The organism is Bradyrhizobium sp. BR 1433 (genome assembly GCF_051547665.1).
GTDB lineage: Bacteria > Pseudomonadota > Alphaproteobacteria > Rhizobiales > Xanthobacteraceae > Bradyrhizobium > Bradyrhizobium australafricanum.
Map to the genome: position 1 here is coordinate 3,060,993 of NZ_JBPUGG010000001.1, position 21,674 is coordinate 3,082,666.

Consider the following 21,674-nt stretch of genomic DNA (forward strand, 5'->3'; position numbering starts at 1 on the left):
TTCTATCGGATGAAGCTGTTGTTAAACGGCCGCATGATCGGCCGGCGAGGGGCAGCGCAATGCGGCAGGATGGGCTGCGCTCTCCCCGGGACTTCCGAGATAGAGCGCCTTGATCTCGGCGCGCCCGCGCAAGTCCGCGGCGTCGCCCGCCAGCACCGTCGATCCGGCGTCGAGCACGGCGGCGCGGTCGGCGTAGCGCAGTGCCACTGTCGAGTTCTGCTCAGCGACCAGGATCGACAATCCCTCCTCGCGATCGAGTTGCCTTAATGTGCTGAAGATCGTCTCGACCATGAGGGGGGCGAGGCCCATCGACGGCTCGTCCAGCACCAGAAGTCGCGGGCGCGCCATCAAGGCACGGCCGATCGCCGTCATCTGCTGCTCGCCGCCCGAGGTGAGGCCCGAGGCCGATCGCCGGCGCTCTTTCAGGCGCGGAAACAATGTGTAGACGCGCCCAAGCCCCGCCGCGATCTGGCGTCGCGATAAACCGCCCCCGATGCCGCCGGCGATCAGGTTCTCCTCGACCGTGAGCGCACGAAAGCAGTGGCGGCCTTCCAGCACCGGGACCAGACCCAGACGCACCAGTTCGGCCGAGGCGAGCGCGCTTGTCTCGCGCCCGTCGAACACGATGCGACCGCGGACGAGCTGCCCACGCTCTGCATGCAACAGATCGGAGACCGCTTTCAGCGTCGTCGACTTACCCGCCCCATTGGCGCCAAGCAGCGCGACGATCTCGCCCTGGCGCAACGTGAGCGAGACGTCGGACAACGCGCGAATGGCATGGTTGTAGGTCGCAGCCAGGCCTTCGAGGACAAGAAGATGATCGCTCATTGCGATGCTCCAGATCTTCAGGATCCGGTAGCAGGCAACGCCTGCTCCCGGGTCATCTCCGTTGCCGTCACTGGCTGACTGGCGTGCCGTCGGAGGTGCGGATCTTGATGTTGTGCTCAGCAGCATAAGCCGCCGCCGATTTCTCGATGATCGGGCGCAGGAACGCCCAGTCGGGTGCGATCCAATCCGACACCACCTTCCACTTGGTGCCGTCCCACTGCTGGAAGGTCACGCGACCATCACCCTCGTGATTGTCCCAAGTCACGTTGATGGAATGGAACAGGCCCTTGGCGCCCAGCGCCTCGACCCGCGCGGGATCGAGCTGCAGATGCTCAAAACCCCAGCGCACCTCATCGCCGGTGAGCGTCCTTTTGCCGAACTTCTGCTGCGCGATCCGGATCGCCTCGACATTGAGGATGCCGTTGACGATGCCGAGGTTGTGATAGACGCTGCCGATCCGCTTCTTGTCGTCGAGATTGCCCTTGCCTGCACCGTAAACGGTCTTGATGACCTCCTGCAGGACCGGGTATTCGGCGCCGGACGCCTGCGTCGTGATCGCGACATAGCCCTTAGCGGCATCGCCGGCGGGAATGACGTCCTCTTCCGAATTCGACCAGACATTGCCGACGATGTGATCGACGGGGAACCCGACCTTCTGCGCGGTCTTCAGCGCCACCGGATTCATCACGCCCCAGCCGCGCAGCACCACATAGTCCGGCTTGGCGCGCCGGATCGACAGCCACTGCGATTGCTGTTCATTGCCGGGATGCGGTACCTCAATCTGCTCAAGGGAGAAGCCATACTTGTCGGCGAGCCGCTTGTAGATCGGGATCGTCTCCTTGCCGTAGGGCGAGCCATGATAGAGCACGACGATCTTCTTGCCCTTGAGCTTGTCGGCGCCACCCTCGCGCGAGGCGATGTAGTTCACGATACCGGACGTCTCGCTGTAGGGGTTGAGCAGCAAGGGAAACACGTAAGGAAACACCCGGCCATCGGTTGAATTGGTGCGACCGTGGTTGATGGTGATCAGCGGCACCTTGTCCTTGGTGATGCGATCGATCATCGCATAGGCAATCCCGACGGAAAGCGGATTCCATGCGGCCACTCCCGGATGGTTCTTCAACCGTTCATAGACTTCAACACCGCGCTCGACCTCGTACTGCGTCTCGCCCTCTTCCCAGGTTAACTTGACGCCGCCAACGCCTCCGTCGCGAATATTGACGAGGTTCAGATAGTCGATGAAGCCGCCGAAGAAGCCGGTGCCGCCCGCTGCGTACGGACCGACCCGGTAGCTCTGCAACGGGAAGAACTGCTCATCGGCGTGGGCCGGCAGCACAGCAGAAAGGCCAATGGCCGCGGCGAGCGCCGCAGCCCGAAGAGATCTTGATAGACGCATGACATTTGTCCTTTGGTTCAAGAGGCTTTTCAAAACTGGGTGGAGCGACGAAACCAACGAGGAGACCGGCGCAGGACCCGCTCTGCGAGGCGGTCAACCAGCGCGATCAAGCCGCGCGGTTCGGCGATCAGAAGGCCGATGATGAGCGCACCGATAACGATACGCTGGCTCATCTCGAGCACACCGGAATCGAAGACATCGCCGAGCAGCGCGGCGCCAAGGCGCGAAAGCAGAAGCGGAAACACGACCATGAATGCCGCGCCGAGAAACGCGCCGCGGACCGAGGCGAGGCCACCGATGATGATAATGAACAGGATCTCGAACGAACGATCTAGGTTGAAGCCTGCGGGCTCCACGGTGCGCAAGCAGGCGAAGGCCCACAATACGCCTGCGATCCCGATGATGAACGATGAGACGCCGAAGGCGAGCAGCTTGGTACGCAACAACGGCACGCCGAGCACCTTGGCGGCGGTCTCATGGTCGCGCAGCGCAATGAAATTCCGCCCGACCTGCGAGCGCAGCAGCCGGATGGCAAGCAGCGTCACCACTACGACGACCGTCAGCGAAAGCAAGTAGCGCCCGGCCGCGCCCGAGAAGGTGAGTCCCGCCACCGAAAGCGGCGGCGCGTCGATCACGCCGGATCGATCGTCGTTCGAGAACCACTCGAACTTGGTGAGCGCCCACTGCACGAAGAACTGCGCCGCAAGCGTCGAGACCGCGAGGTAGAAGCCGCGCAGCCTAAGGCTCGGCAGACCGAACACCATCCCAATGGCCGCGGCCACAAGGCCCGCGGCGACAAGGCTCACCAGGAATGGCAATTCGTGCAGACGTAGGTTGAAATTGTAGGCGGCATAGGCCCCAACAGCGAGAAAGGCTGCCGATCCGAGCGAGACTTGGCCAGCATAGCCCGTGAGCAGATTGAGGCCCAACGCGGCAAGCGCGAGTGCAAGGAACGGCGTCAGCATTGCATCGAGCAGGTAATCGGAGCCTGCGAACGGAACGACGCCATAGGCTACTATCAGAAGAATTGCAGGGGCGAGATGACTGCGGGTAAGCCAGCCGGCGCCAATCGAGCGAGCAGGTCTCGTCATCGGATCACACCCTTTCCACCAATTTCTGGCCGAACAGCCCCGAGGGGCGCACCAACAGGAAGCCAAGCGCCACCACATAGGCAGCCCAGGCCTCGATGCCGCCGCCGAGGAACGGACCGACATAGACCTCGGCCAGCTTCTCGATCGCGCCGATCAGGACGCCGCCGACGATGGCGCCCGTGACCGAGTTGAAGCCACCAAGCACTAGCACCGGCAGTGCCTTGAGCACGACGAGGGACAGCGAGAACTGCACGCCAAGGCGCGCTCCCCACAATAGGCCCGCGACCAACGCGACGATCCCCGCCGCGGTCCACACCGCAGCCCAAACACGAGGCAGGCGCAGCCCGACCGCCAACGCGGCGAACTGGTCATCGGCGACCGCGCGGAACGCGAGCCCGGTCCGGGTGAAACGGAAGAACAGCGCAAATGCTGTGACAAGGGCCCCAGCTATCGCCGCCGCGAACAGGTCGAACTGACTGATTAGAACGCCGCCGAGCTCGAACGGAACGTCGTCGATGCCGAGATTGAGGCCGTGGACCTGTGTGCCCCACAGAAGCTGCGCAGCACCCTCGATCACATAGGACAGGCCGAGGGTTGCCATGAACAGCGTCATCGGCGACTGGTTCACCAGCGGTCGCAGCACCGTGCGCTCGATTGCCACGCCAAGCGCCACCATGATCACGAGCGTCGTCCCCAAGGCCAGCCAGAACGGCACGCCGCGCTCGACCAGGCTCACAAAAGTGAGCGCCGCGAACAGGAGCATCGCGCCTTGCGCGAAGTTCAGGACGCCTGATGTCTTGTAGATCAGCACAAAGCCGATAGCGACCAGCGAGTACATGACGCCGGACAACAGACCGCCGACGAGAACCTCGATGAAGAACTGATAATCGAACATCAGATCACGAGCTCCGTCTCACCTTCATGGTCCACGCCAAGATACGCATCGATCACGACCTGGTCGGACCGCACCTCGCTAGGTGTGCCGTCGGCGATCTTGCGGCCGTAGTCGAGAACCGCGATCCGATCGGAGAGCCCCATGACAATGCCGATGTCGTGTTCGATCAGGACGACGGTAGTGCCATACACGTCCCGCGCATTGCGCACATGCGCCGCCAATTCCTGCTTCTCGCCCAGGGTCACACCGGCCAGCGGCTCATCCAGCAGCAACAGCTGCGGACGAGCGACCAGCGCTCTCGCGAGCTCCACCCGCTTTTGGACTCCGTAGGGAAGTCCGGCCGCGAGCTGATGCTTGACCGCATCGAGATGAAAAAACGCGATCACGTCTTCGGCGGCGGCACGGGCCTCGGCTTCCTCGCGACGCGCCTGCGGCGTCGAGAGCATCTGCCGCACGAAGCCGGCACGCCTGCGGCGCGCGAAGCCCATCATGACGTTGTCGAGCACCGGCAGGCCCTTGAACAACGCGAGGTTCTGGAAGGTGCGCGCCACGCCATGCGCCGCAAGCCGTTCCGTCGACACCTGCGTGAACCGTTCGCTGCCGAGCCGCACGGTCCCCCGATCCGCACGATAGAACCCGCTCACGACATTGAGCAGCGAGCTTTTGCCGGCACCGTTGGGACCGATAATGGCACGGATCTCGCCCTTGGCGACGGCGAGATCGACGCCATCGAGCGCCGTGATGCCGCCGAAGTTGAGCGTGATATCCTCGAGTCTCAGCACCGGCAGGTCGGCGCCCGCCGCGCGTGCGGCTGGCGCCGCGGCAGTCGAACTCCCCACCTCCCGCGCCGCCTCGATGGCGCTCCCGCGCGCCACGATCAGGGCCTCACCGCCCGCTGCCGCAACCAGGCTCATGTCCGTCCCCGGCTATTCCGCCGCCTGAACGTGCGGCTCGCTGCGGGCTTCGAGCTCGCGGACCAGCGGGATCACGTGCTTGCCGAAATACTCGACCTCTTCCTGGAAATGCAGGAAGCCGAGCAGGATCAGGTCGGCGCCGGCGCGCTTGAGCTCGATGATGCGTTCGGCGACCTGCTGTGGCGTGCCGATCAGGTTGGAGCGGAAGCCGTCGTTATATTGGACGAGATCCTGGAAGGTGGATTTGGCCCAATTGCCCTCGCGCTCGGGGCTGGCATTGCCGGCGTTCTGGACCTCGTGGTGAAAGCCGTGCACTGCATCCGGGATCGCCTTGTCGAGAATCTCCTGCAGGACGTCCTTGGCTTCGCTTTCCGTTTTCCTGACAATGCCGAAGGCATTGATGCCAATCTTGGTTCGCCAGCTCTTGCCGAAGGTCTTTTCCTTGGCCCTGATGTCATCAACCTGCGCCGTAAGTCCCTCAGGCGTATTGCCGTTGGTAAAATACCAATCGGACACCCGGGCCGCCATGTCGCGGGCCGCGCGCGAGGAGCCGCCCTGGAAGATCTCCGGCAGCGGTTCGAGCGGCTTCGGCTTCAGCGAATAGTCGTTGAACCGATAGAAGTCGCCCTTGAGGGTGAAGCTGTCCTGCGTCCAGGTCCCGCGCAACGCGTTGATGAACTCTTCGGAGCGGCGGTAGCGCTCGTCGTGATCGAGCCAGGGTTCGCCGATGGCGTGAAATTCGCCGCGGAACCAGCCCGAGACGATGTTGACCGCCACGCGGGCATTGGTCAGCTGGCTGATCGTTGCGATCTGCTTTGCAGCAAGGGCTGGGTTCCAAGGCCCGGGAAGGAGCGCGGCAATCACCTTGAGCTTTTCGGTTGCTGCAAGCAGCGCATGCGAGAAGCTGACGGATTCATGCTGCTTGTCCGCCCCGTAGCCGGCGGTGAACCTGATCTGGCTCAAGGCGTAGTCAAAACCTGCCTTCTCCGCGATCTGCGCTAGCTTGCGATTGTAATCAATGTCCCAACTCGTGCGCTGCTCGATCGAAGAAATCACAAGGCCGCCAGAGACGTTTGGGACCCAGTAGGCGAACTTGATGGGCTCGTTGTTCGTGGTCATGCGGTCACCTCATGTGAGTTGGCTATGGATCAAACCGACAGCGGACTGGCGCAGGCAGCCCATCGCATGCGCCTCCTTGCTAAAGGAAAGCGAAGGCGCAATTGCTAGGATTGGATGCAGGCTACAAGGGAGAAATGTATTCGAGTTCTGCGGTGTCAGCGCAGGAACGCATAGTTAATGCAATCAACAGAGTGATGTGCGCATGGCGCGGCCAGCGCACAAGGACTTGCTTCCTCACGGACGAGAGTGTTGCAAATCATCAGCGTTCCCCTCCCATCAATCACCAGTGATTGATGCTTCATATTCCCAGAGAAGAAGCAAGCCTGCGAAGTCTAAGAACCACTCTTTTTCATCGTGCCTGGAAAACTCGCTTTTCTAGTTTCGAAATAAACGGCTTGTTTGTTGCCGAGCAGCTAAAATCTTTCACTCACGCGCATCTTCGCGACCTGACGGGCCAAAAGCGCCGATAGTTATCCCTTTCGTGAGACAGCTATTAGAGACTTTCTTCTGGGGAAGGAACTCGAGCACTCTGCCTCCGCGCATGCTCGGTCCAAACCCAACACGGTCATAGGCCCACCCTCATCCCGTTTGTCGCCCCATAAATCGTTGCCCGCTCGAGAAGGGCAATCGCGACTGTGCGCCTTCAGGCAAGATGCGGCCCGGTCAACTACCAATCCAAGTCGTTGATCCAGATGACGGAGCGATGTCAAAGCTATCGACGACAAACATCGGCTGGCCACACACGACGGCAAGGACTTTGCATGCAAGATCAATCCCCACAACCTGCTCTTGCCAATGGCTTCCATATTCCTCTTGCCAATGGCTTCGATCTTCGCGCCGGCTCCTCAACTCCCCAAATGCTGCGCGATCAAATCTGCTCCAGCAGCGAACTCACCTTCCTCATGGAAGCGCACGACGGCCTCTCTGCCGCGATCGCGGGCCGCGCTGGCTTCAAGGGTCTCTGGGCGTCGGGTTTATCCATTGCCTGCTCTCTTGGATATCGCGATGCCAGCGAAGCGTCATGGAGCCAAATCGTCGACGCCGTGGAGCGGATCGTGGAGTCGGCCAAAATGCCTGTCTTGGTTGATGGAGATGGCGGCTTTGGGAATTTCAACAATGCCCGCCTGCTCGCCCGGAAGCTCCGCCAGCGCGGCGCGGCCGGTGTCGCGCTGGAGGACAGCTGCTTTCCGAAGATCAACTCATTTATAGGCGATCGGCATCCCCTCGCCGATATCGACGAGTTCTCCGGTCGTTTGCGCGCCGTGAAGGACACAGTCGCGGACGATCTGATCCTCGTGGCACGTATCGAGGCGTTGATTGCCGGCCACGACATGGATGAAGCCATTCTACGCGCCCACGCTTACGCCGACGCGGGAGCCGATGCGATCCTCATTCACTCGCGAAAGACAGCCGCGGACGAGATCATTGCGTTTATGCGCGCCTGGCAAAACAGATTGCCAGTCGTGATCGTTCCAACGAAATACTATCGAACTCCGGTCTCCATTTATCGTAAAGCCCGCATCTCGACGGTGATCTGGGCCAACCACTCCCTTCGCGCGGCAATGGCGGCAATGCGGCAGGTATGCGGCCGCATCCTCGCTGAGGAGACCACGGCGAGCATTGAACCTAATATTGCGACGCTCGACGAGATCTTCGAAATGTTCAATTATAACGAACTCGCTTGTGCAGAATTGCGATACCAGTCTCCTAACCCGCGGCAATAGTGCGTTTTTTCTATACAACAGCTTATCGAAAGATCCCCGCCATGCAACCGTCGGCCTTACTATCACGTTTAAGGAGATTTTTCCGCAAAGCGCATGCTTTCTGTGCTGATATTGCGCATACGATCAAATGGCGCGACGACGTCATCGACCTGTGCACTGCTGCGTATCTCGGCTCGATCCCCCCATACATCTCAATGACCAGTCACGAAGGACCTACGAGTTCATGCCTCTCCCGGCGAGAGGTCGAGGCGGACGACAACGCGGCCCCTTCAAATAATGGGGTCTCCTTTCCAAGGACTATGTAGACCTCACGTCATAGTAGCGACCATAGCGACATTTTTCGATCACGGAGGGCGCTCATTTGGTGCAACGGACAGGTATGCACAGCACTTCGTGCGCCGATCATTTGATTAAGGTGCTCAATGACAAGCGATGCTCTCCTGAACACACTGAGTCTTGAATCCAGGCTCCAATAGCGCTCGAACGCTCGGAGCAAATGAATAAAGAGATATCCTTCGGCGGTAGAGTGCCTGTTTGCTAGCACCGGCCAACTCCCGTAGGTGAGCCATGAGTATCGACCAAGACGATCGCAAGGCGATCACGCCCCCGGAGAAAAGCCATCCGGACGACAAGGTGCGAAGCATCGTAGAAGCGGTGGCCAGCGAAGTTCCGCTTGGCGGTATGGTGGTCAAACTGGTTGGGGATCTGGTCCTGACCCAGGCGCGAAAGCCCGTACTGAATGGGAGGGGCAATCTGGACTAACGAACATTCCGAGCGAGGCAATAGAATGGGCGGGACCTGCACCGGTTTGTTCATTCAGCTCCGGCGGTATCTCGTCCAGCTGTTGGTCAAAGACGTGCTGGTTTATGGTTTCATCTTGCTGAGCGGAACCTGATGTACTGCCGTAAGCCAACATTGCCGTGTCGAGCGCGTCATGGATTCGAACCATCTCAAAACTCCGTTTGACGATGTTGCTTGATTCAGTCGCAGATCAGCCCCGAGAGATATCCCCACGACGCCAGGGTGGCAGGTCCAGCTTTCCGTAAGCTGACCAGTCGGGAGCCAAATAGCCGCACCGATGCCCCTCATCCAGGACTTCGGCGCGATGGTTGCGCATGAGACACCGGCATCGAAGTCAGATGAAGACGTTCAGCTTCATTGCGTTGATAAGCGCACGCAGGACCTGCCCGTCAACTCGTCCCACATGGTCGCCCTCGAAGCCACGATGTGCTCAGGTGCTCTGAGTAAGAAATATTCGCTCCCTTCGGGCTATTGATTAGGGGCATGGCACGCAGCTGACCAATCATCCAGAGCTCAACTGGTATCATCACTGCCCTTGCTCTTGTGACGAAGCAAATCACGATAGCCGCCGCGAACGAGGCGCAGCCCCATCTGGACCAGGCGAATGGTTCGGCTGCGCAGATCATGTGTCTTCCAGCCTCGATCCGGCATGCGAGACTTGCCGAACAGGCCTTCAGCGATCGTGCGGTAGCTGTTGCCTTCGAGCCAGCCATCCACGGCACGCAGGCCAAGTATGTGCCTGTCCCGGGTGCCACTCGACTGGGCGAGAGGAGGCCATCCGACACGGCGCTGTTCCAGCGCCAGCCAAAATCGATGAGCAGCCCGCAAACGGACATCGAAGTTGCGGTCGAGCGGCAAGTCCATGGCAACGGACGATCTATCTGGCGAAAGCTCACTTAGCCACAGCCGATGTTTCGCTCCTCCGAGCGGCACGATGGCATGCCAACCATCGCTCGCTTGCCGGAGCTCGCAGCCGGCCAGTTCGGCGAAATCCAGCCTGTATCGAAGCGAGTCGGCCGAACCGCTCGCCATGCGGATGGTCAGCACGGTCGGCAAGGCCTCAGGCGCCCAGAAAACAGCCTGTTCGTCGAACGGCTTTCTCGGATCAGCTGCGAAACGTCAGTCCCCACTTCCGCCGAAAGTGATCCGCACCGTACCGTCCCTTCCTGCTCAATGCCTTGAAGTCTTTTTGATACTCGCGATCGCGCCGCAGCCACTCCCAGGCTATGTCGGCAGCTTCTGCTTTTCTCAGATCCTGATATGCGCTTTCTGATCTCCAGTCGGCACCTGACATCACTGTTCCCCGCAAGCTCTGGAATGCAAAGCCAAGGAAACGGCCTGGTTGTGACGATTTGTAGTTGCACGCGCTGAGCAACTCGACATTTCGCCCATTTAGGTGATGGAACAATCAACTTTTGCGATCACATGAAGCGCTAATCCGCCCTCGATACCTTTGCTCTTCGTTTTTGCAGGTTCGGCCCTGCGATCGTGCCGGCCGCGACGTGCTCACCGGCGGTACACAAACAAGCGAATGCTGGTGTGCTGATAAGGGGAGCGCTAGGGACAATCGAAACGACGGCAACTCGCCCAATATTCGCGACGCCTGCACGGTATCGCACTTGCCGGAGAGAGCATGAGCAGCGGCGTATAGGCCGTCAGCGTGCCTTCACGAGGCGTAGTCCTGATCTGCCCTTGTTCAGAGCCTTCACCCAAGGGCGGGGCTACTCCGATGCTACACCCGCTTCGATGGCCCGGGCCGCGTTTTCAGCCGCTGTGGCGATCACTACGGTAGCTCGTTCATTGTATGGTTGCAGCAAACGCGATAAAACGTTCAGCGCGACCTGTCCGTGAACCAGCTTCGCCCTGAGTTCACGAGCGAGCCCCTCCAGAGCATCGCAGGCAGCGACCACTGCTGAAGCATCAGCGTCGGTCGGCTCATTCTCGGCCAATGCCGGCGCAAGGTGAAGAAGCCATTCTACCGCGCAGGCTCGCGCCTTTTCCTGCTTGCTCGGCGGAAATAACTCGTCCCAACGCGCCTCCACCATGATTCGCAACTTGCCGAGACCGACGGCAAGCCCCTCATATCCCTCCGCCCGAAACAAGCCATAAGAGAGCCAGGAGCCAACCAGGATGTCCTGTGATCTCTTCGACAGAATATCGAGGGCCAGCATATTGGCCTTGCCCCGGTCGACGGCGGCCGGTTCCTCCAGGTCCATGCGCCGGATCTCGGCTTCGAGCCGCTTGAAGATGGCAGCTCCACGAATATTATTGCCGGCAGGCACAGCCGTAGCGCCGCTGCGTGAACGAGCAGCGATATTATCGCGGACTGCGAGCCAGTAATCGATCATGCCGGCAAGGACGTTTTGATGACGCGATCGCTCGCCTCATCGAAACAGCCGACCGCGTGACCAGCCCAGGCAATCCGCAAATGGTTGACGACTTTGCGGGTCACCACTGCCTCTCCTTTAGCCGGTGATTCTGCTGACGTGTTTCAATCAAGGATCATGCCAAAGGCCTGGCCTGATCCTAAACGCGTTTAATGACGATATCAGGACTCTCATGTCGTACATTCGACATCGGAACCTCGTCAGCGCTCTGGGTGCGCTTCGTCCTTTTTTTCTCTTCAGGCGCACCATGTCCACGCTCGTGGCAGAAGGCGCGACGTACGAGGACGGGAGGCGAATTCGTGCGGCACCAAGCGAAACAAGATTCGCGCGCAGACGGGCTATAAAATCCCTTGCAGGCTACAAATTTCACTGGGCCGGATCGAACGCGCCAGCATCGGCCGGCACCTCCATTTTCGAGATCAGGTCAACTACCAACACTCGTCATTGATCCAGATGACGCCCACATGTCACCGTCGATAGCGAGCGTCGGCTGGTCAGGCGCACCCGGCCGTTCAGATGCACAAGGGTTCGCATGCAGGTCAGAGCACGTACCTACTCCGCAAATCGTCCTATGCCGCCCGCACGCGAGTCGTTCGCGGGCATGATGCGCGCCCAGATCTGCTGCAGCAGTGAAATATCGTTTCTCATGGAAGCGCACGATGGCCTCTCCGCCGCGATCGCCGGACGCGCAGGTTTCAAGGGGCTGTGGGCATCTGGCCTGTCGATCGCGTCCTGTCTTGGCTATCGCGACGCAAATGAGGCGTCCTGGAATCAGCTTGTCGGCGCAGTCGAGCGGATCGTGGACTCGAGCCAGCTGCCGGTTCTGGTCGACGGCGACGGAGGCTTCGGCAACTTCAACAATGCTCGCCTGCTGGCCCGGAAGCTCCGTCAATGCGGCGCTGCCGGAGTTACGCTGGAAGACAGCTGTTTTCCAAAAACCAACTCGCTGATCGGCGATCGACACCCGCTCGCCGACATTAACGAGTTTTCGGGGCGGCTGCGCGCTGTAAAGGATGCGGTCGCGGACGATCTGGTCCTCGTTGCCCGTATCGAATCGTTCATCGCGGGGCATGACGTCCAGGAAGCGATTTCGCGCGCCCACGCCTATGCGGACGCCGGATCCGACGCGATCCTCATTCACTCGCGCAGAAGCGCTGCCGACGAGATCCTCGCGTTCGCGGGAGCGTGGCGGAACAAACTGCCGGTCGTGATCGTGCCAACGAAGTACTATCGAACACCGGTTTCGGTGTACCGCAGAGCGGGCATTTCCACCGTGATCTGGGCCAATCACTCCATGCGAGCCGCGATGGCCGCGATGCGCCAGGTCTGCAGCCGCATCATCGCGGAGGAGAATACTGCCAGTGTCGAGCCCAATATCGCGACCCTCGACGAAGTCTTCGAATTGCTCGGGTATGACGAGCTCGCCCGCGCCGAAGCGAAATACCTTCATCCTCCGCACCATGAACAATGAGCCTCATCCATGCGGGCGAAAGGCCGTCTTGGGGCTCACCACGAGGCAGGAGGTGGCATGCCACAGCGATCGCACGCCTCCACGTCGCCGATCGGAGAGAACTCCCGGAACCGAGAGAAGAAGTTCCGCACTCCGCGACACCCGCAGCTGGGCGAAGCCGCCACCTGAAACCCTGCGCGCATCGGACGAGCTGAAGGAGCTTCCGGATGACTGACATTGCTCCGAAAAACGCGATCATACTTGCCGCTGGGTCCGGCTCCCGCCTGCGGCCACTCACGGATCTGCGACCGAAGCCACTTGTCGAGGTCAATGGAGCGCCGATCATTCTCAACGCCTTGCGACATCTGGAGGCCGTCGGCGTGGAACGCGCCACGATCGTCGTCGGCTACCGCAAAGACGCCATCCAGTACGCTTGCGGGGCCCGGTTCGGCTCCGTCCGTATCGACTACATCGAGTCTTCTCTTTCGACCAGACCGGCAGCGCGTATTCGCTCTGGCTGGCGCGCGATGTCCTGCTTCGCGGCGATCACTATCTGCTGGAGGGGGACGTCTTTTTCGAGCAGGCCGTCCTCGATCGTTTCGATCAAAGCGAGGCGTCCGCGGTCGCGGCGGTCGCGCCATTTGATGCGAGGATGCAGGGCTCCGCGGTTCTGCTCTCCGAAGCTGGATTTATTTCGGGCTTTCGTCTGAAACAGTCTGGCGCCGACCTTTCGCGGAATCCAGCGCTTTTCAAGACGCTGAATCTGTTTCGCTTCTCGGCGTTCACTCTGCGGACAACGATTGTTCCTGGCCTGGACGACATTATCAGATCAGGAGCCACCAGGTCCTACACGGAAGAACTTCTCGCATATTTGATCGAACGACGGGGCCTGCAACTCGCGGCAGCGCGATGTGACCATGAGCGCTGGTGGGAGATCGACACGGCTGACGATCTTCGAATAGCAAACGAGCTGTTCGCGGAACGGCATTCTCCCCAGCCCCCGGCCCCCGGACTTGAATTCACCTGCGAGCGAAGACGATGCTCCGCTATTTGCTTGACCCGGCCAACGCGATAACGGCATCCGGACTGATATTGTCGGGCATCGCCCTGTCTCTTGCGATCGACCGTCGCATTGAACTTGCTGTCGCGATAGCCCTATGGGCGATGCTCGCAGATCACCTCGACGGGATTGTCGCGGGCCGGCTTCGGAATCGTTCGGAAACGGCCGGGAAGATGGGCAAGAATCTGGACGGCTTCTCCGATCTCGTTTACGGCGCGGTATTTCCTTCGATCACGTTGCTGCAGTTGCAAGGCGTGAGCCCCCTGTCTGCCGCTCTTGGCACGATGCTGCTTGTCGCAGGCGCGCTTCGTCTGAGCTATTTCGGGGTGTTTGGCCTGTCGGCAGATCGATACTTTTCGGGTTTGCCCCTGTCTTACGACGTTCCACTGCTTGCGCTGCTTGTACTGGCCGAGCCGTTCCTGCTGCAGCAAGTCTTCTCATGGCTGCTGCTTGGGACGTTTGCCGCACTCTCCGTGTTGCACGTCACGCCCATTCCTGTTCCGGCCCCGAGCCGATCGATGTACATCGCAATTCTTCTGTTCAGCGTCGCAGCGTCGGCGGCTTTGTCTATCCGCGCCACGATTTTCGTCTAACGGCGCCCCACGCGCGCCAGGAGGCATCCATGCGTAAGGACGTTATCGACCTGTCACGAGCGGTCCCGCCGATCGTTGCGAACCTGGAAGCGTCACTGGCAAGCAGCATGGACGAACGAATTCACCGCAAGGACGCCGGAGGGCTTCTAAGAACCAACCGGCCACGAGGAACCGAACAAGATCGGCGAGCCGGCGCCGAATGGATTTCCCGTCGGCTGGGTTTCGTACCCGACATCGACCGGATGATCGTTACCAACGGCACGCTGAACGTGCTCTTCCTGCTGCTAAATCAACTCGTGACCAAAAGCGGCACGTTGCTTACCGAAGAGATGACGTACCCCAACATGCAGGCTCTCTCCCGGATCCTCGGCTTCAATATCAGGGGGTTACCGATGGATCCGGGAGGATTGAAGCCGGACGCGTTCGAGGATTCTTGCCGCACGATCAACACGAACAAGGTTCTCTACACAATTCCAACCTTGCAGAATCCGACAGCGACCGTGATGTCAGCCGAAAGGCGTATCGCGATCGCCGCGATCGCGCGACGGTATAACGTCCTGATCATCGAAGATGAAGCACAAGCGCTGATGGTGGAAAATCCGGGCCCTCCAATCGCCACTCTTGTTCCGGAGCTCACCTGGTATGTGATGGGGCTGGCCAAGACGGTCGTGATGGGAATGCGAGTGGCGTTCCTGATGGCTCCGCGAGCACAGGATGCTGACGCTTTGATGGACAAGTACGGCAAGATGTCGATGTGGTTCGTGGCTGCATTACAGGCCGAACTTGCCCAGGCCTTTATCGCGAACGGAACGGCGCACGACGCAACGACGAGGATCCGGCAGATCGCGGCGTCGCGCCGGGCGATCGCGGCAGACGTCCTGCAAAGGCCCGATCTCGCCAGCGGACCGCTGGGACTCCACGTCTGGCTCCCGACGCGATCGAACGCCAGCGACCTAGCGTCCGAGGCTCTCGCGGCAGGCGTGCTCGTCCGTCCAGGCATCCAATTCGCGGCAGAGCCGGCACTGACCGAAGCGATGCAGGGACTTCGGATATCATATTGCGAAACGCGAGATGAGGACGACCTGCGACGCGGTCTGACCGTTCTGGCCAGGATCATATCCGCCTGAAGAACTCCGGTGACGCCACTTCATCGGTCGAAGACGAGGGAAAGACGCGGCATGACGGCAGCCAGTGAACTGTTTCGCGGCGCGGCGCCCTACTACGCACGACACAGGCTCGGTTATCCCGCGGACCTGTTCCGGTCATTGCTTCGCGTCTGCCGCCTCGATGACAAGAGTTCGCGCGATCGACCTCGGCTCGGGGACCGGACAGATCAGCATTCCGCTGGCCCGTTCGATCGCGGGTGTCGTGTCCGTCGATCCGAACGATGAAATGATCGAGGAGGGGCGTCGGATGGCACGGGAAAATGGGCTCACGAATATCGAGTTTGTCCTGTCACGGTCCGAAGATCTGCCCGAGCGGGCGTCGACGTTCCGCATCGCGACGATCGCAAGTTCGTTTCATTGGATGGAGCGAGAGATCGTGCTGGCAAAGCTGTGTCGGATGCTCGAGCGGGGCGGGTGCGTTGCCATCATAGACCGGGAGCGCTGCGGATCCAGACCTGATGGATGGACCATCGCGATGTGGAAAGAGATGCAGGAGTTCTGGGGAGGGAGCTTTCCGGCCGGTCCAGGTACGTTACGGCAGATGGCCGTGTCGCACCGCCAGGTGCTCGATGTTTCCGCGTTCACCGAGATCACGGAACTACGTCACTACTACGAACACGAATGGCACATCGATGATCTTCTTGGGTATCTTTATTCGACGTCCGCGGGCGCTCCCTGCACTCTCGGACGTCGTCGTGACGAATTTACGGAGCGTATGCGTGGATCGTTGCTGTCTTGTTCGCCGTCAGGCTCGTTCTTGGAACAAGGGTATATCACGACCTTGCTCGGATATAGACCCTGATCACAGGCGGGACCTATTCCCCGGCTAGCGCTCCAGATGAAGGCAACCGGAACGCTGACGGGTCCGCGCGTGAAGATTTCAGTCGCGCTCAGGACAGCCGCTTCCACTTTGCATGCACGTAGCGGTTGGGCGGCCGCTTCAAACCGATATTCTCCCTGAGCGTCAGTCCGGAATAGCCGGACCTGAATCTTCCTCGTCTGCGCAATTCGGGAACGACAAGCTCGACGAAGTCCTTGAGTCCGCCAGGAACGGTCGCGGGCATCACATTGAAGCCATCGGCCGCATCATGATCCAGGAACTCTATCATGACGTCTGCAATTTCGTCCGGCGTTCCCAACACCATCAGGTGGCCTTTGCCGTCGGATATGAAGCTGATCAGCTGTCGCCAGGTCATATTCCGCCTTGCCGCGACCTCGAGGAGCAACTGCTGTCGACTTTGGACCAGATTTGTCCGCGGCAAAGCATCTGGCACTCTGGCATCAAGATCTATCGTGCGCAGGTCCATGACCGAGCCCAGGACGCGGTGGGCGAGCCCCATCCGGGCATCGATGTGCGTATATTCTTGCAACCGTCTGAGGATTTCTGCGGCATCCTGCGTTGTTTTTCCGACGATCGGGAGAAGTCCCGGCATGATCAACACCTCATCATCTTCCCGGCCGAGCGCCCGAGCCTTAGTTCGGAGCGTCGCGTAGAATTCCTTTCCTCCTTCCAGCAATGGCTGCGCGGTAAATACGACCTCGGCGAACTCTGCCGCAAACGATATACCGGCGTCCGACGCGCCGGCCTGGACCAGCACGGGATAGCCTTGCGGCGGCCTTGCGACGTTCAATGGTCCCCTGACCGAGAGAAACGGGCCGCGGTGATTCAACTGGTGCAGCCTGGTCGTATCGACGTAAATGCCCGTCTTCTTGTCGCGAACGAAGGCGTCGTCTTCCCAGGTATCCCAAAGCCCCTTGACCACCTCGACGAACTCTCTCGCGCGCGCGTAGCGGATTTCATGATCCAAAAGGTCCTCCTGGCCGAAATTGCCCGCTTCGAACTCGTGGCCCGAGGTAACGATGTTCCAGGCTGCGCGTCCCGCCGACAGGTGGTCGAGCGACGCGAGCATGCGCGCAAGATGATAAGGCTGCTGGTACGTGGTTGTCGCAGTCGCGACGAGACCGATATTTCGGGTTCTCGACGAGAGCGACGACAGCAATGTGATCGGCTCGAAACTGTCGTTCCGGCCGGCACGGGCTATCGCCGCCTGGTCCGGCTCCATCACGCTCGGCGTATCGGCGAGGAATATGAAGTGAAACGCGGCATCTTCCGCGATCCGGGCCAGATGTGCGTAGTGGTCGATATCGACCCCGCCATTTGCGGGCACGTCCGGGTCGCGCCACGCGCCCTCGTGATATCCCGCCTGATTCAGAAACAGCCCCAGCTTCATTTCGCTGTTGCGCGGCATGCTCGTCTCCACTTTTGGGGCAGACACCGTCGGCGGCGCCTGGCCGCTTTCATTCGAACCGCAGGCCGGCGCCGGCCGCGGTCATCCGGTTCGCTTTCGAGTCCGGACAGGGCACAGGACTGATCGTGCAAATTGAGGGCAAACAGGGAAATCGCCCCCCCCAAAACTGGGAGGCGTGACCGTTCGCTCGGCTGAAGCCAACAGCACTCTCCTGGCCATTGCTCTGTGGCAGTGCGGACTTCTGACCCGGCGATCTGAGACCGCGTGCCGTCCGCCCGAACAGCGAACCAGCGTTTGCGGGCCCGATAAGGCGCGGCGAACCGAACGGGCGCAGCGCTGAGCGAAAGTGGCATTCAGCGCGGGCGACCGGAAGATTCGGCCCGCAGTCAACTGCCGGCATTGAGCGATTGATGCGGCTCGCAAGGCGTGGCAAGTCTCGATGGATCCATCGGGCCAAGGGAGCTCCGTACGCCTTCAACGCTCGGTTCGCAGAAACGCGATTCCCCGCATGTAACCTGCAGGACGAGCCTGTGCGGCCCCGACTTCGGCAGCAGCCTCGTGCAGCCGCCAGGAGCGCGGGGATGATCCGCACCTTTTCAGGGGAGGGCCAGGATCATCAGCAGCGAGCCCTCCCCACGGCCGCGCTTTACGGCAACGCGTGATATCGACATGGAGGATTGCGGTGCTGAACTTGTCCCCTATCGACAGACCGCCCCCGGCTGACCGTGGGGCAGCGCGTGAACGGCCAGGGCAAAGGTGCGGAGGCCAATCATGCTTGTAGCAAGTGAGATATTCAGCGGTGCCGCGCCATACTACGCGCGGCACGCCGTACCCTACCCGGAGGATGTTTTCAGATCACTGGTCCGGCTTTGCCGGCTCACGACCAGCAGTCGCGTGCTCGATCTTGGTGCCGGCACTGGACAGATTGGCCTTCCCTTGACCCGATCCGTAGCGCACGTGTTTTCCGTCGATCCCAGCAGCGAGATGGTCGAGGAAGGCAAGCGAATGGCGACGACGCTTGGAGTCAGCAATCTGGACTTCATCGTATCGACGTCCGAAACTCTGCAACTGCCAGCCTCGACGTTCGACCTGACAACCGTCGCTCTCGCGTTCCACTGGATGGACCGTGCTGCGGTACTGACCAAGCTGTCGCAAATCCTCAAACTCGATGGATGTGTCGCGATCATCGATCGCGTGCGAGAGCATTCCGAACCATCAGAATGGTACGACGCGATGGTGAAGGACATTACGGACTTCTGGGGCGGCAGCCTGCCCGCTGGCCCCGGCGGCGTGCGGCCATTGCTGGCGCAATCTCACCGGGAAGTCCTTGCCGCTTCCGACTTCAATGAAATCACCGAACTTCGGCACTATTACCGATATCACTGGACTATCGATGACCTTCTTGGCTGGCTCTCCTCCACGGCGATGGCTGCGCCAGGTACGCTGGGGCCGCGTCGCGAAGGTTTTTTGACGCGCATTCGTCAATTGTTGTTGTCGTACTCGCCGGCGGGTTCTTTTATGGACCGGGGTCACATCACGACGTTGATCGGGTACCGAGGCAAAGAGACAGGTCTTTGAACTGCGGCCCCCGCCTCGACCAGTATGGCGTAAGGCCCGAGACGCGCGCTTCCGACGGGTAAGCGAGACTGTCTGGAGCTTCAATCGGCATCGGCGCCAGCCTCGATATCACGCCGTTCCAATGCGCGTCCTGACCAGTTGCACATCATCATGGCGACGCCGGCAGTCAGTATTGACTTGATCCTCGCCGGCCCGGTCGCCTGGCCCGAAACAAAAGCGGATTCGCGATGAAGTCTAGTTGCTTGCTGCCGGAGTTTTGGTCCACAGCAGCCCTTCACTCCAGATGTGTTCGACCTGTCCCCACTCACAGGCAGCTGCGACGTCGGGAAAGAAGCCGCATCCCCGATGATTGGCACTCGTATTGCAGAGCAGTGGAAGGCCGGTAAGCCGTTCATACGCGATGAGAAGCCGGGCGACATCGTGCCTGGAGTCCCGCGGCACCGTCTGCAATCGAGCTGACCCGTCGAGATGCACGACGGCAGGGATTCTGTTCCGCTGTTCATCCCGCGTATGGTGCTCGAAAAGCATGTAGCGGTCCGGCATTCCGGGGCTGAAGTATTCCGGCGCCCGATCTTCGAGGCAGATCGGTGCCACAGGCCGGAAATGTTCCCGACGCTTGATGCCATTGAGATGATCCTTCATGCCCGCGGAGGTCGCGGCAGCAAGGATACTTCGTCCCCCCAACGCCCTCGGTCCAAGCTCCGCACGGCCGGTGAGGAAGACCACCGGGTGGTTGTCCGCCAGGACCATCGCAAGTTCATGCATGCTGCAGGGCGAGGCCTCCCATCCAGGCGGCTTATCACCGTGCTGCAGATCCGGGCCGCTATAGACGGACCACTCAATCGGGGTGAACCCCTTGTCCACGGCCCATGCGGAACAGGCGCTGCCGATTGCCGAACCGCTGTCGTTCGGAAACGGCGGCACCCAGACAGTATCGAACAGCGCTGACCGGCGGAGCGCCGTGTTCCATTTGATGTTGAGGCCACAGCCGCCGGCGATACACAAATTCCGTGTTCCTGCCAGATACGAGTGTCGCTGCAGGGCGGCGTCCATCTCCCGCACCAGCATACGCTCAAGGAAAACGTGAAAGGATGCAAGCACGTCTTCAGGCGGACAATCCTTCAGCCTTGCCATGGATGCTTCGAAAAAATCATGCAAACCCGTGAGCGCGTGGTCGATGCTCTTGACGTCGCCGGGATAGTTGCGGCCGAGCCTCCCGTCTATCGCTAGACGCTCCTTGTAGAGCTCCTGGAACACCGCAACGACAGCTTCATCGACGGACCCGAGTGCGATGTAGGCCATGACCTTGCCGGCGATGCTCCGGTCTCCTCCTCCGGAGCGATTTGGCCTCTTGTACGGACCAAACTTGTGACCCGCCACCACATAGGCATGCCCGATCACCGGAAACAGGGATTCAACGAAGCGGGCCTGTCCGCGCTCCACATGATAAAGGCGTGGAGGTATCCCGCCGTCCCACAGGAGGCAGAGTGCGGCTTGTCCCGCCTTCGCAAACGGGCTCGTACAGTATGCTGAGGCCAGATGCCCCGTTACATGTGGATAGCTTCTGTAAGGCAGGGCATTGCCCGCGAGCATCAGGCCGGAGCCATCGTACCCAGCGAGCAAACCGCTGGCGTGCGGCTCGAGATAGGGCGCCCCTTTGAGGGTTACAGGCTTGCCACGGCTGACGACGTCGAAGCGCGTCTCAACGTCTCCTGGCCAACCGTCGATCACGAATTCATCGACATCCTTCGGACCAAGACCCTGCCCGGCCAGAGCGACGACGATTTCATCCAGATCGACAATATGCTGATAGCGAGGATTGTTGCTCCGCTTTTCCTGTTCGATACAAAAAACAAGGCGCCCGTCCTCTATCAGCGCAATCGCTCCGTCGTGTGTCAATTTGATGCCGCAGATGCGCATCGTATCTCCATCCTATTGCTGCACCCATCGTGGAAACTCGAAATCGACGATCAGGCAGGTCCCGTTTGTTGTCGCGACCACGCACCGCATGCCGGCGCCTGTCCCTGGTTGAGCATGGCTCGATCGCTGCGGATCATTTCACGTCCACTCCGGTGGCAATTCACGTCCGCTCTCATGAGCTGCTCACGAACCTGCGGACGCATTGTTCTTCAAACGCGTCGGCATCATTGGACCACCCGGCATGTGCCTGTCCCAGACGAAGGCACGGTTTGCTCGTCGGCCCCAGGGAGCGGGGATGCAGTATGCAGGCCATCTGCGGGCCAATGGAATTGCCACCAGTTACATGGCTCCCCGCTGCCGCGCCGAGATATCTTGGCGGACTTCAGACATGAGGAAGGTCGATTACGAACAGAGATGGGCGAGGTCTGACGACTATTCCAACGCTCCGCTGTCGAATGCTGTTGGTCAAAGCCACCATCGCCGACCGATGACGCCCAGCGTGT

General features: G+C 60.4%; 18 protein-coding genes and 1 pseudogene. 8 read left to right on the plus strand and 11 right to left on the minus strand.

What is annotated here, in order from left to right:
• Nucleotides 1-21 precede the first annotated feature (21 nt).
• The 6 genes from ACSKB9_RS15060 to sfnG form a co-directional block, all read right to left on the minus strand.
• Nucleotides 22-828 (minus strand): ABC transporter ATP-binding protein, encoded by an 807-nt coding sequence (locus ACSKB9_RS15060; RefSeq protein WP_438074072.1) that lies wholly within the window; start codon nt 826-828, stop codon nt 22-24.
• A gap of 67 nt (nt 829-895) precedes the next feature.
• Complete coding sequence (locus ACSKB9_RS15065; RefSeq protein WP_438074073.1) at nt 896-2,224, minus strand: ABC transporter substrate-binding protein; 1,329 nt, start codon at nt 2,222-2,224, stop codon at nt 896-898.
• 29 nt (nt 2,225-2,253) lie between these two features.
• Complete coding sequence (locus tag ACSKB9_RS15070; protein ID WP_438080212.1) at nt 2,254-3,315, minus strand: branched-chain amino acid ABC transporter permease; 1,062 nt, start codon at nt 3,313-3,315, stop codon at nt 2,254-2,256.
• 4 nt (nt 3,316-3,319) lie between these two features.
• Complete coding sequence (locus ACSKB9_RS15075) at nt 3,320-4,210, minus strand: branched-chain amino acid ABC transporter permease (RefSeq protein WP_438074074.1); 891 nt, start codon at nt 4,208-4,210, stop codon at nt 3,320-3,322.
• Nucleotides 4,210-5,124, minus strand: a complete 915-nt coding sequence (locus ACSKB9_RS15080; RefSeq protein ID WP_438074075.1) for an ABC transporter ATP-binding protein — start codon at nt 5,122-5,124, stop codon at nt 4,210-4,212. The genes ACSKB9_RS15075 and ACSKB9_RS15080 overlap by 1 nt, the downstream gene beginning before the upstream one ends.
• Nucleotides 5,125-5,136: 12 nt before the next feature.
• Nucleotides 5,137-6,243 carry a dimethylsulfone monooxygenase SfnG gene (gene sfnG / locus ACSKB9_RS15085; RefSeq protein ID WP_438074076.1) on the minus strand — a complete coding sequence of 369 codons (1,107 nt, stop codon included), beginning with the start codon at nt 6,241-6,243 and terminating at the stop codon, nt 5,137-5,139.
• A gap of 857 nt (nt 6,244-7,100) precedes the next feature.
• On the opposite strand from sfnG, the gene aepX (ACSKB9_RS15090) reads away from it, so the two are divergent.
• The gene (gene aepX / locus ACSKB9_RS15090; RefSeq protein WP_438080214.1) at nt 7,101-7,967 is read left to right on the plus strand and encodes a phosphoenolpyruvate mutase; all 867 of its coding nucleotides are present in this window, start codon (nt 7,101-7,103) and stop codon (nt 7,965-7,967) included.
• A gap of 567 nt (nt 7,968-8,534) precedes the next feature.
• The gene (locus ACSKB9_RS15095; protein WP_438074077.1) at nt 8,535-8,729 is read left to right on the plus strand and encodes a hypothetical protein; all 195 of its coding nucleotides are present in this window, start codon (nt 8,535-8,537) and stop codon (nt 8,727-8,729) included.
• Nucleotides 8,730-9,281: 552 nt separating this feature from the next.
• Here the strand turns inward: ACSKB9_RS15095 and ACSKB9_RS15100 are convergent.
• From ACSKB9_RS15100 to ACSKB9_RS15110, 3 genes are all read right to left on the minus strand, one after another.
• A complete protein-coding gene (locus tag ACSKB9_RS15100) occupies nt 9,282-9,815 on the minus strand; it encodes a DUF2285 domain-containing protein (protein WP_438080216.1) in 534 nt (177 codons plus the stop codon).
• A 58-nt stretch (nt 9,816-9,873) separates the two neighbouring features.
• Entirely contained in the window at nt 9,874-10,062 is a 189-nt protein-coding gene (locus ACSKB9_RS15105) for a transcriptional regulator domain-containing protein (RefSeq protein WP_438074078.1), read from the minus strand.
• Between the two features lie 427 nt (nt 10,063-10,489).
• Nucleotides 10,490-11,116 (minus strand): type VI secretion system ImpA family N-terminal domain-containing protein, encoded by a 627-nt coding sequence (locus ACSKB9_RS15110; protein ID WP_438074079.1) that lies wholly within the window; start codon nt 11,114-11,116, stop codon nt 10,490-10,492.
• Between the two features lie 640 nt (nt 11,117-11,756).
• Here ACSKB9_RS15110 and aepX (ACSKB9_RS15115) point away from each other — a divergent pair.
• The 5 genes and pseudogenes from aepX (ACSKB9_RS15115) (at nt 11,757) to ACSKB9_RS15135 (ending at nt 16,226) form a co-directional block, all read left to right on the plus strand.
• Entirely contained in the window at nt 11,757-12,626 is an 870-nt protein-coding gene (aepX, locus tag ACSKB9_RS15115) for a phosphoenolpyruvate mutase (protein WP_438074080.1), read from the plus strand.
• 206 nt (nt 12,627-12,832) lie between these two features.
• A pseudogene (locus tag ACSKB9_RS15120) lies at nt 12,833-13,680 on the plus strand (phosphocholine cytidylyltransferase family protein).
• The gene (locus tag ACSKB9_RS15125; protein ID WP_438074081.1) at nt 13,644-14,258 is read left to right on the plus strand and encodes a CDP-alcohol phosphatidyltransferase family protein; all 615 of its coding nucleotides are present in this window, start codon (nt 13,644-13,646) and stop codon (nt 14,256-14,258) included. Before ACSKB9_RS15120 ends, ACSKB9_RS15125 begins: the two are co-directional and overlap by 37 nt.
• Nucleotides 14,259-14,287: 29 nt before the next feature.
• Complete coding sequence (locus ACSKB9_RS15130) at nt 14,288-15,385, plus strand: aminotransferase class I/II-fold pyridoxal phosphate-dependent enzyme (protein WP_438074082.1); 1,098 nt, start codon at nt 14,288-14,290, stop codon at nt 15,383-15,385.
• A 160-nt stretch (nt 15,386-15,545) separates the two neighbouring features.
• Nucleotides 15,546-16,226 carry a class I SAM-dependent methyltransferase gene (locus ACSKB9_RS15135; protein ID WP_438074083.1) on the plus strand — a complete coding sequence of 227 codons (681 nt, stop codon included), beginning with the start codon at nt 15,546-15,548 and terminating at the stop codon, nt 16,224-16,226.
• A gap of 88 nt (nt 16,227-16,314) precedes the next feature.
• Here the strand turns inward: ACSKB9_RS15135 and ACSKB9_RS15140 are convergent, their stop codons facing one another.
• Complete coding sequence (locus ACSKB9_RS15140) at nt 16,315-17,673, minus strand: LLM class flavin-dependent oxidoreductase (protein ID WP_438074084.1); 1,359 nt, start codon at nt 17,671-17,673, stop codon at nt 16,315-16,317.
• A 771-nt stretch (nt 17,674-18,444) separates the two neighbouring features.
• Here ACSKB9_RS15140 and ACSKB9_RS15145 point away from each other — a divergent pair.
• Nucleotides 18,445-19,251, plus strand: a complete 807-nt coding sequence (locus ACSKB9_RS15145; RefSeq protein WP_438074085.1) for a class I SAM-dependent methyltransferase — start codon at nt 18,445-18,447, stop codon at nt 19,249-19,251.
• A gap of 234 nt (nt 19,252-19,485) precedes the next feature.
• On the opposite strand, the gene nodU is transcribed toward ACSKB9_RS15145, so the two are convergent.
• Nucleotides 19,486-21,171: a nodulation protein NodU gene (gene nodU, locus ACSKB9_RS15150; RefSeq protein WP_438074086.1), complete on the minus strand. Its 1,686-nt coding sequence runs from the start codon at nt 21,169-21,171 to the stop codon at nt 19,486-19,488.
• Nucleotides 21,172-21,674 lie beyond the last annotated feature (503 nt).